Consider the following 9828-nt stretch of genomic DNA (forward strand, 5'->3'; position numbering starts at 1 on the left):
TGAGCGAGGGTGACGTCGCCGTCCACCGAGGGAAAGCTCACCGGCGTCAGGGCCGGATCCGGTTCAGCGAACCGCGCGGGGGCCAGACGGACGGGAGTCGGGCGCGGCGCGGGCTCGGCGGGCGGCGCTGCGGCGGCCAGGCGTTGCGGCGCAGGGGCAGGGCCGGCGTCCTTCGCCATCCAGGCCGTGCCGGTGACATAGGCGGGCGCCGGACCGGTCGCGCGGGCGGCGAAGGCGAAGTCCTCGGACGGCGCGTCGGGCCGGTCCACGCCGGGCGCCATGGCCAGTTGCGGCGGGACGAAGCCGCCTTCCACCACCTGGGGCTTGAACGCCGCGCCCAGCAGAAGGCCGCTGGCGGCCGCGATGGTGATTCCGTGAAACAGGGTCTGCATGAGCCTTCAGCCTCCTGGCGGCTAAGCGCACGAATCGCCCTCATGGTTTCCAGATCGACCTGCGAGCCGGCGGCGGGCCTGCTAGGCTGGCGGTGAAAGGAGCCGTTCCATGAGCAAGTACAAGCCCCTGACCGAGCGCCTGTCCCTGGAGCCGGGCGTTCAATGGCGGGCCAGCTTTCTGGAGCTTGAGGCCCTGCTGGGGGCGCCCCTGCCCAAGGCCGCCCGCGAGCAGAAGGCCTGGTGGACCGGTTCGGGCAAGCCCCATCACGCCGCCTGGACGGACGCGGGCTGGGCGGTGGAGTCGGTGGATCGCGAGGCCGGCGCGGTGATCTTCCGCCGGAACGGCGAGGCCGCGGTCGAGCCGGGCGCGGTTCCGGTTCCGGCCCCCCCGCCGGCCGCCCAGGCGCTGATCGATGAGCGGGAAACCCCGCCCGCCGATCTGGGGCGCCGGTTGCCCGCGGCCCTGGTGGGGGGCGCAGCAGCCCTGGTGGCCGGGGCGGCGAGCCTGCTGGCCGGCTTCCTGGCCAAGCGCCGCGGAGAGCCCTGGCGCTGAGCCGGCTGGCCGTCGTCGGGCGTCAGGCCTTGTCGACGAAGGAATCGATGACCTTTTTCTCGCCGGCCTTGTCGAAGGCCACGGTGAGCTTGTTGCCGTCGATGGTCCGCACCTGGCCGTAGCCGAACTTCTGGTGGAAGACGCGGTCGCCCCGCGAAAACGCCGAGGATGAGGCCGCCGGGTCGGAGACGGCCACCAGCCGGCCCTCGCCCTCGATCACCTGCTGCCGGCCAGGATGGCTGCCGTGATAGCCGCGCTCCTGGGCGCGCCGCCAGCCCGGCGAGGAATAGCCCGAGCCGAAGGACGGGCTCTCGTCCCAGCGGCTGCCGTGCTGCTGCATGCCTGGCCCGCCGCCATAATAGCCGGTCTCGGAGGAGGCCTCGACATTGGCCGGCGGCAGTTCGTCGACGAAGCGGGACGGCAGCTGGCTTGTCCAGCGGCCATAGACCTGGCGGTTGGCGGCGAAGGAGACATGGGCCTTCTCGCGGGCCCGGGTGATGCCGACATAGGCCAAGCGACGCTCTTCCTCGAGGCCCTTCTCGCCCTTCTCGTCCATGGAGCGCTGGGAAGGGAAGACGCCTTCCTCCCAGCCGGGCAGGAAGACCAGGGGAAACTCCAGCCCCTTGGCCGAGTGCAGGGTCATGATCTGCACGGCGTCCTCGCCGGCCCCCCGGTCGAGATCCATGACCAGGGAGACGTGCTCCAGATAGGCGCCAAGCGTCTCGAAGGCGCCCATGGACTGGACGAGTTCCTTGAGGTTCTCCAGCCGCGTCTGGGCGGTGGGCGTCTTGTCCAGGCGCAAGACGTCGGTATAGCCGCTCTCGTCCAGCACCATCTCGGTCAGGCGCGAATGATGCAGGCGGCCGGCCTCGGCGCGCCAGCGGTCGAGGTCGCGCAGGAAGTTGGCGAGCGCGGTGCGGGTGCGGGCGGCCAACTCGTCGGTCAGCACGATCTGGCGGGCGGCGGTCGCGGCCGACACGCCGTTCAACCGGGCCACCTGCAACAGCTTCTGCACCGTCGTGTCGCCGATGCCCCGCTTGGGGACGTTGACGATCCGCTCAAAGGCCAGGTCGTCGTCCTCCGACTGGATCAGCCGCAGATAGGCGTGGGCGTCGCGGATTTCGGCGCGCTCGAAGAAGCGCGGGCCGCCGACCACCGCATAGGGGATCTGCAGCATGACGAAGCGCTCTTCGAAGGCCCGCATCTGGAAGGAGGCGCGGACCAGAATGGCGATGTCGCGGTAGCGCAGGGGATCACGCTCGGTGGTCCCGCGATGGGCGCGCTCGATCTCGTCGGCGATCAGGCGGCTCTCAGCCTCGCCGTCCCAGACCCCGCGGACCACCACCTTCTCGCCGCCCTGCGCCTCGGTCCACAGCGTCTTGCCCAGGCGGGACTTGTTGGTGGCGATGAGGCCCGACGCCGCCGACAGGATGTGGCTGGTGGAGCGGTAGTTGCGCTCCAGGCGGATTACCTTGGCGCCGGCGAAGTCCCGCTCGAAGCGCAGGATGTTGTCCACCTCCGCCCCGCGCCAGCCATAGATGGACTGGTCGTCGTCCCCCACGCAGCAGACGTTCTGGCGCTTCTGGGCCAGCAGGCGCAGCCACAGATACTGGGCGACATTGGTGTCCTGGTACTCGTCCACCAGGATGAATTTGAAGCGGTCGTGGAACTCGGCCAGCACATCGGGCTGGGAGGTGAAGATGGTGATGTTGTGCAGCAGCAGGTCGCCGAAGTCGCAGGCGTTCAGGATGCGCAGGCGCTCCTGATAGAGGCGGTAGAGGGCCTGGCCGCGATTGTTGGCGAAGGCCGCGCCCTCGGCGGGCGGCAGGCGGTCGGGCGTCCAGCCGCGGTTCTTCCAGTGGTCGATCAGGCCGGCCAGGGCCTTGGGCGTCCAGCGCTTGGCGTCAATGTTCTCGGCTTCCAGGATCTGCTTGATCAGCCGTTCCTGATCGTCGGTGTCCAGGATGGTGTAGTTGGATTTCAGTCCCACCAATTCGGCATGGCGGCGCAGGATCTGGGCGGCGACGGAGTGGAAGGTGCCCAGCCACCGCAAGCCCTCGGCCTGGGGGCCGATGATGTGGCTGATGCGCTCGCGCATCTCGCGGGCGGCCTTGTTGGTGAAGGTGACGGCCAGCAGCTCCCACGGCTTGGCCCGGCCCGTGGCCAGGATATGGGCCAGACGGGTGGTCAGCACGCGGGTCTTGCCCGTGCCGGCGCCGGCCAGCACCAGGACAGGCCCCTCGACGGTTTCCACCGCCTCGCGCTGTTCGGGATTCAGGCCATGCAGATAGTCGGGCCCGCCCACGCGGGCCAGGTCGCTGATCTTCGGGGCGGGGGCGGAGGGAACTGATTCAGGCGCAGGCATCGGAACAAATATAGAATAACTGGCCGAAATGCGTAGGGGCGAAAGCCGTTCGCCCCCAAGGCCAGCCCCGCTCAGCCCAGCAGCCAGTCGCCCAGGGTGGCGCTGGTCACGCCCACCAGGATCATCTGGGCGCCGCCTTCCATGCTGATCACCGCGTCGGATCCCGAAAAGGCCAGGCTCCACACCGTGCCGGGGTCGAACCGCACCCGGTCGCCCTCGGCGCTGTTGAAGTCCAGGACCCGGTCGATGCCCGCCTCGCCGAAGGTGTTGAAGACATCGGCGCCGGCGCCGCCGGTGATGGTGTCGTCGCCCCGGTCGCCGGAAATCCAGTCATTCCCCGCGCCGCCAAAGAGGATGTCATTGCCCTGGCCGCCGCGGATCAGGTCGTTCCCCTCGCCCCCGTGGCAGGTGTCGTCGCCGAGATTGCCATAGACGATGTCGTTTCCGGCCTCCCCATGGAGCAGGTCGTTGTCCTTGCCGCCCACGACCCAGTCATCGCCGCCGCCGCCATAGAGGGTGTCGTTCCCCACATTGCCGTGCATATCGTCGAAGGCGCCGCCGCCCCAGATCTGGTCATTGCCGTCGAAGCCCCGGAGGTAGCCGACGCCCTCGCCGCCATGGATGACATTGTCGGCGGCGTTGCCCAGCAGGGTGTCGGCATAGGCGCTGCCGATGATGTTCTCGATCACCGTATTGAAGGCGACGCCCACATTTTCGGTCCAGGTGTAGGTGGTCGGCTTGCTCAGCGCCTCCTGGAAGAGGGCGGCGTTGGCGCCGCCGTACTGGGCCGTGAGCTGGGAAATCTGCGCGGCGATGCTGAACTGGCCGATGGAGGAATAGGCGCCGGGCGTCAGGTCCACCACCGATCCGCGCGGCAGGTTGGAGAGGTCGAAGGTGTCGACGCCGCCGGAGTCATAGACCGACATGAAGAAGGGCCGGCTCACGTCCCACTGATAGGTCGTGTTTCCCGCCCCTGTACTGGGGTCGGCGCCGTAGCGGGCCTGGGCGGCCAGGATGTCGAAGACCATGGGGGTCTCGGGCATCACGCGGAAGCTCTGCAGGTAGCGGCTGCCGCCTTCGGTGACGATGCGGAACCCCATGCTGTCCTGGGCCGGGGTGTAGGACATGACCGTGTAGCGCTGGGTGTCATAGGCCGAGGGAAGCGTCACCCCGTCCTCGAAGGGGTGCTTCAGCCCGATGGCGTGGCCGATCTCGTGCACCAGGGAGCCGAAGTCATAGCCGCCCTTGGCGAAGGCCGAACTGGCGCGCGTGGAATCGATCCAGATGTCGCCGCTGACCGCCCCGCCGCTTCCGCCGCCGAAGGGGGGGTAATAGGCATAGCCCCAAAGCTCCCGCCCGTCTGGCTCGTCGTCCAGAGCCTGGGCGTCGGTGAAGGCGACGCGGATCTGGCCGGGACTGGTCAGGTCGTTGGTCTGGACGAACTGGACGGCGACGATCTTGTCCCAGGCCTGCATGGCCTCGGTGAACCGCGCGCCCTGGGTGGCGTTGAGCACGCTGTAGGCCGAGAGGAACGGCTCCTCGCCGACGCCATAGCCGGCCCAGGTCGAGCCCGCCGCAGGGATGCTGTAGGTGATGGTCGAGCCGCCCCAGTAGGAAAAGGGCGCCAGCAGGCTGGAGATGATCGTCGAAGCGGAAGGATAGGCCATGGGCGCCCGAAAACTGGGAGAACGGTGGCGCCATCCTGAGCCGCGAAACTGATCAACCTCCTAATCCCAATCCGTCCTGTCACCGAGAATTGAAACCCCGCCCGAGGAGCCCTTATGGTTGATCTTCCCCCGCCGACCGTGGCCGAGCTGCAGGTCACCGCGCCGCGCCTGGCGCCCAGCCCTGCGGACCTGGCCTTTTCGATCGTGCGGCTGGGGCCGGAGCATCTGGCGGGCAGCCCTCGTCTGGACGAGGCGCTGCGGGCCGAGCCCGGCGTGTCGCTGTTCCGCCGCACGGGCAGCGAGGTGGCCAATCCCACCATCCAGGGCCTGTCCCTGCGGGCCATCGCCCCCTCCGGCGCGGGACGCACCCTGGTGACCCTGGACGGGGCGCCGCAGAACGATCCCTTCGGCGGCTGGGTGATCTGGTCGGCCCTGCCGCCGGAGGGCCTGGCCGGCGCCGACATCATCAAGGGCGCGGGCGCCGGTCCCTATGGGGCGGGCGCGCTCACCGGCGTGGTGGCCCTGCGCGAGCGTGATCCGGGCCAGGGGTTGCAGGCGCTGGACGTGTCGGCGGGCGAGCACCAGACCTGGCGGGGCGCAGCCGCCTTCGGGGCGGAGAACCTGCTGGTGGTGATCTCGGGGCTGAGCCAGGGGGGCTATGTGCCTGTGCGCGGCCCGCGGCGCGGCGCGGTGGATGAGCCGGCGGGGCTCAACCAGGCCTCTGCGGCCGCCCGATGGCAGGGCGAGGCGGCCGGCGTCAACGCCGCCCTGCGCCTCGACGCCTTCGAAGAGCGTCGCGGCGGCGGGGTGCGGGGGGTGGGCTCCCAGGCCAGCGGCGGCTCAGCCACCCTGTCGCTCGCCGAACCCAACGCCCTCGACGCCGGCGGCTGGCGGGCGAGCGCCTGGATCCGCACCAGCGACCTGAAGAACCAGTTCGCCGCGGTCAGCGCTGATCGCAGCACGAGCACGCCGGCGGCCCAGCAGCTGGCCACCCCGGCCCTCGGCTATGGCGTGAACGCCGCCTGGCGGCGGGTGCAGGGGACCTGGACCTGGGAGGCGGGCGGCGACCTGCGGGTGGCCGATGGGGAGACGCGGGAATTCTTCCGCTACATGGGCGGCTTCACCCGAGGCCGGACGGCCGGGGGCAAGATGACGGTGGGCGGCGTCTATGGCGAAGCCACCCATGTGGGCGAGCGCCTGCTGCTCACCGGCGGGCTGCGCGTCGACGGTTGGGAGGCGAGCCAGGCCCGCCGATTGGAACGCGACCTGGCCGGCGGCCTGCCCACGCTGGAGGTTCGGGCGCCTGACCGCAGCGGGGTGACTCCCACCGCCCGCCTGGGCGCCCGCTACGAACTGGGCGAGGGGGTTCACCTGCGCGGGGCCGCCTATGCCGGCTTCCGCCCGCCGACGCTGAACGAGCTGCATCGCCCGTTCCGCGTGGGCAATGACATCACCGAGGCGAACGCCGCCCTGGAGCCCGAACGCCTCTATGGGGTTGAGGCGGCGCTTGCGGGGGAGGGGGCCTGGACCTGGTCGGCGGGCCTGTTCTTCAACCGCCTGGAAGACCCGATCACCAATGTCACCATCGGCCAGGGTCCGGGGACGTTCCCGGTGGCGGGCTTCATCCCCGCGGGCGGCGTCTTGCGCGAGCGGCGCAACGCCGGGGCCATCGAAGCCTGGGGGGCGGAGGCCTCCGTCCGCCGGGACTTCGGCGATGTCGCCCTGCGCCTGGACGCCGTGGCCACACGGGCCGAGGTGGACGGGGGCGGGGTGGCGCCGCAGCTGACCGGCCTGCGCCCGGCCCAGACCCCGGAATTCGCCGCCACCGCGGGACTGGACTGGCGGGCGAGCCAGCGCCTGCGCCTGTCCGGCCAGGTGCGCCACGAAGGCCAGCGCTATGAGGATGATCTGAACAGCCGCAGCCTGGGCGCCGCCACCACGCTGGACCTGCGCGCGGCCTGGCGCACGGGCCCTGAGGCGGAGATCTATCTGGCCGCCGACAATCTGCTGGACGCCGAGGTCGAGGCCGCGGTCAGCGGGGATGGGCTTCTGACCCTGGCGGCGCCGCGCACTGTGCGGCTCGGCTACAGCCTCAGGCGCTGAGGGGCGCAGAATGGGCAAGGCCGCCGACGCTGTGCGCCGACGGCCCTGGGACGCCGCATCCCTGGAACGGGGTTGCGGGTCTTAGCTCGCCGGCGTTTCCGCCGGCTGGACCGACTGCATGGCCTGGCCGATGCGGGCGCGAAGTTCGGCGTCGCCCTGGGCCTGCTGGGCGATCTGATTGTATTCCTCGGGCGAAATGCCGGCCTGCTCCACGGCCTGGGCCATTTCGGTGGCGGCGCGCTGCTGGATCTCGCTGCGGGCGGCGTCATCGGCGGCGGCCTGAAGCTGGGCGCTGTAGGTTTCGTTGAGCTGGCTGACCTGGACCATGGCCACGGCGAAGCTCTCCACCTTCTCATCGCTGACGCTCGCGCCGGCGGTGGCGGGGGCGGCCTGAGCGGCCGGCGGAGCGGCTTGCTGCGCCTGGGCCGCGGTGACGCCCAGGGCGGCCAGGGCGGCGGAGGCGAGAAGCGGGGTGATCAGTTTACGCATGGGGTTTTCCTTTCCGGAAGACGACAGACCGGAGCCCATCAAGGTGCGCCCTGATCATTTGGATCACGAACCTGTGTGTCAATGCGTCGACTCTGAATTGGGCGAAATGGTCACGGTTCCACCGGAAAGTCGCCGTAACCTGGTTCGATTGGCGAAGGATTAAGGCCGTGTCTGGGCCGCCCGCTCCAGGAATCGGATCACCGCCAGCTCAAAGGCGCGGGGGGACGACGACGGCTTCATGGGCAGGTCGCCGGCCTCATAGGCCTCCAGTACGAGCGGGTGGATATAGGCCTTGCGGCAGACCGCCGGCGTATTGCCCAGCAGGCCCGCCACGGCCTTGACGCACTGGTTCAGGTTCCGCTTGGCCTCGGTCTTGGACCCGCAACCGCCGTGGTCGGCCAGGGCGCGGGCGGCCGAGACGGTGGCCGCCCAGGTGCGGAAGTCCTTGGCGCTCACCTCCAGGCCGGTGGCGGCGCGCAGATAGGCGTTCACATCTGCCGATTCGACGGCGTGGCGCTCGCCATCCTCATCCACATACTGGAACAGGCGCTGGCCCGGCAGGTCCTGGCAGGACTTCACCACCCGGGCCAGCCTGCGGTCGGCGAACCGGGTCTCATGCTGTTTGCCGCCCTTGCCGCGGAAGGCGAAGGTCACCGCCCGGCTGCCGATGCGGGCGTGGCGGTTGCGCAATGTGGTCAGGCCGAAGCTCTTGTTGGTGCGGGCGTATTCATCATTGCCCACCCGGATCAGGGTGATCTCCAGCAGGCGCACCACCGCGGCCAGCACCTTGTCCCGGGGCAGGCCCTTGCGGCGCAGATCGGCCTCCACCTGCTTGCGTAGCCGCGGCAGGGCGCGCCCGAAGGCGGCGACCCGCTCGAACTTGGCCACATCCCGGTGCGCGCGCCACCGGTCGTGATAGCGATACTGTCGCCGACCCCGCTGGTCGCGTCCGGTGGCCTGGATGTGGCCGCGCGGGCTCTTGCAGATCCACACCTCGGTCCAGGCCGGCGGGATCACCAGGGACCGGATGCGCGTGAGGTTCGCCTCATCGGTGACCGGCGCGCCTTCGGCGTCTTCATAGACGAACGCTTCGCCCCGACGCCGCCGGGTCAGGCCAGGGTCGTCGGGGTTCACATAGATGAGGCCGGCGGCCCTTGTTTCCGACTTCAGCTCAGCCAGGTCCCGCGGCATGTTGGGCAAATCCTCACGGCCGGGCGTCCGGCGCGGCGAGCAACGTGATAGGAACGGCGCCGGTTCCGTTTCGCCCGCCCCTGTCCCTCAAGGTCCTTTCGTGAACTACCGCCACGCCTTCCACGCCGGGAACTTCGCCGACCTGGTGAAGCACGCCGCCCTCCTCTGGCTGCTGAAACAGATGCAGGCTCCAGGCGACGCCCTGCGGGTGATCGACACCCACGGGGGCTCAGGCCTCTATGACCTGCGTGGGCCGGAGGCCGGCCGCTCGGGGGAGGCCCAGGCCGGCATCCTGCGCCTGATGGCTCAGGATGATCCCGCCCCGCTGATGAAGCCTCTGATCGCAGCGGTGCGGGCGGCCAACAAGCACGGCGAGACCGTCCTCTATCCCGGCTCGCCCTGGCTGATCGCCCGGGCGCTGCGGCCGGGCGACACCTATGGCGTCTTCGAGATGCAGCCCGACGAGCATCGCCGCCTGGGCCGGCTGTTGGCCGGTCGAGCCGGGGTGGAGACCTGGTGCGCCGACGGTTTCGCCGGCGCCGCGGCCGTCCTGGCGCCCGGCGCCCGGCATCTGGTCCTGGTGGACCCGCCCTTCGAGCGCGCCGACGACTATGTCCGGGCGGCCGATCTGGCCGGGACGGTCCTGGCCCGGGACGGCGGCGCCTGCGTGCTGATCTGGCTGCCGCTCAAGGACCTGCACACCCTGGACGTCTTCGTGCGCGATCTGGAGGACGCCTGTGATGGCGCGCCGGTGCTGATCGCCGAGGCGCGGATGCGGCCTCTGGACGATCCCATGAAGATGAACGGCTGCGCCCTGGCCCTGGTCAACGGCCCGGCGGGCCAGGTCCAGGCTCTGGAAGAGATCTGCCAGGCGGTGACTGCGCCTTCGCCTGCGGGCAAGGCCCAGGTCTGGATGGCGGGTTAAGCGCGCCATGATCAAGCGCCTGTTCGACATGGCTGCGGCGTTCGGGGGCCTCCTGGTCCTCTGGCCGGTGCTGGCGGTGATCGCGGTGCTGGTGCGGCTGGATTCGCGGGGGCCGGCCATCCACTGGTCGCGGCGGGTGGGGC

At 70.3% G+C, this 9828-nt stretch carries 8 protein-coding genes and 1 pseudogene; 4 read left to right on the forward strand and 5 right to left on the reverse strand.

All coding sequences use genetic code 11. The features are described from left to right. Window positions 1–392, reverse strand: a pseudogene (locus V7D28_RS10805) (hypothetical protein); the annotation flags it as partial. Window positions 393–501: 109 nt separating this feature from the next. Here V7D28_RS10805 and V7D28_RS10810 point away from each other — a divergent pair. Beyond that, window positions 502–945 carry a DUF7662 domain-containing protein gene (locus V7D28_RS10810; protein WP_333587394.1) on the forward strand — a complete coding sequence of 148 codons (444 nt, stop codon included), beginning with the start codon at window positions 502–504 and terminating at the stop codon, window positions 943–945. 22 nt (window positions 946–967) lie between these two features. Here V7D28_RS10810 and V7D28_RS10815 read toward each other — a convergent pair whose 3' ends face one another. Both V7D28_RS10815 and V7D28_RS10820 read right to left on the reverse strand, forming a co-directional pair. Next, the gene (locus V7D28_RS10815; protein ID WP_333587395.1) at window positions 968–3310 is read right to left on the reverse strand and encodes a UvrD-helicase domain-containing protein; all 2343 of its coding nucleotides are present in this window, start codon (window positions 3308–3310) and stop codon (window positions 968–970) included. Between the two features lie 71 nt (window positions 3311–3381). Then, window positions 3382–4977 carry a matrixin family metalloprotease gene (locus V7D28_RS10820; RefSeq protein WP_333587396.1) on the reverse strand — a complete coding sequence of 532 codons (1596 nt, stop codon included), beginning with the start codon at window positions 4975–4977 and terminating at the stop codon, window positions 3382–3384. 114 nt (window positions 4978–5091) lie between these two features. Here V7D28_RS10820 and V7D28_RS10825 point away from each other — a divergent pair, with 114 nt between their 5' ends. Next, window positions 5092–7080 (forward strand): TonB-dependent receptor, encoded by a 1989-nt coding sequence (locus V7D28_RS10825; RefSeq protein WP_333587397.1) that lies wholly within the window; start codon window positions 5092–5094, stop codon window positions 7078–7080. A gap of 81 nt (window positions 7081–7161) precedes the next feature. Here the strand turns inward: V7D28_RS10825 and V7D28_RS10830 are convergent, their stop codons facing one another. Together V7D28_RS10830 and V7D28_RS10835 are read right to left on the reverse strand one after the other, a co-directional pair. Beyond that, window positions 7162–7569 carry a DUF4168 domain-containing protein gene (locus V7D28_RS10830; protein ID WP_333587398.1) on the reverse strand — a complete coding sequence of 136 codons (408 nt, stop codon included), beginning with the start codon at window positions 7567–7569 and terminating at the stop codon, window positions 7162–7164. A 159-nt stretch (window positions 7570–7728) separates the two neighbouring features. Beyond that, on the reverse strand, window positions 7729–8760 hold the full coding sequence (locus V7D28_RS10835) for a DNA topoisomerase IB (RefSeq protein WP_333587399.1): 1032 nt from the start codon (window positions 8758–8760) through the stop codon (window positions 7729–7731). Between the two features lie 100 nt (window positions 8761–8860). Between V7D28_RS10835 and rlmJ the strand changes: the two genes are divergently transcribed. After that, the gene (rlmJ, locus tag V7D28_RS10840) at window positions 8861–9685 is read left to right on the forward strand and encodes a 23S rRNA (adenine(2030)-N(6))-methyltransferase RlmJ (RefSeq protein WP_333587400.1); all 825 of its coding nucleotides are present in this window, start codon (window positions 8861–8863) and stop codon (window positions 9683–9685) included. 7 nt (window positions 9686–9692) lie between these two features. Further along, the coding region (locus V7D28_RS10845) for a sugar transferase (RefSeq protein ID WP_333587401.1) at window positions 9693–9828 on the forward strand (136 nt) is incomplete at its 3' end.

The organism is Phenylobacterium sp. (assembly GCF_036723115.1).
Classification (GTDB): Bacteria; Pseudomonadota; Alphaproteobacteria; order Caulobacterales; family Caulobacteraceae; genus Phenylobacterium.

Bases quoted from the DNA above. Each gene is read 5' to 3' on its own strand.
- V7D28_RS10825 (WP_333587397.1), top strand. From the start codon at position 5,092: ATGGTTGATCTTCCCCCGCCGACCGTGGCCGAGCTGCAGGTCACCGCG.
- V7D28_RS10810 (WP_333587394.1), top strand. From the start codon at position 502: ATGAGCAAGTACAAGCCCCTGACCGAGCGCCTGTCCCTGGAGCCGGGC.
- V7D28_RS10820 (WP_333587396.1), bottom strand. From the start codon at position 4,977: ATGGCCTATCCTTCCGCTTCGACGATCATCTCCAGCCTGCTGGCGCCC.
- V7D28_RS10830 (WP_333587398.1), bottom strand. From the start codon at position 7,569: ATGCGTAAACTGATCACCCCGCTTCTCGCCTCCGCCGCCCTGGCCGCC.
- V7D28_RS10815 (WP_333587395.1), bottom strand. From the start codon at position 3,310: ATGCCTGCGCCTGAATCAGTTCCCTCCGCCCCCGCCCCGAAGATCAGC.
- V7D28_RS10835 (WP_333587399.1), bottom strand. From the start codon at position 8,760: ATGCCGCGGGACCTGGCTGAGCTGAAGTCGGAAACAAGGGCCGCCGGC.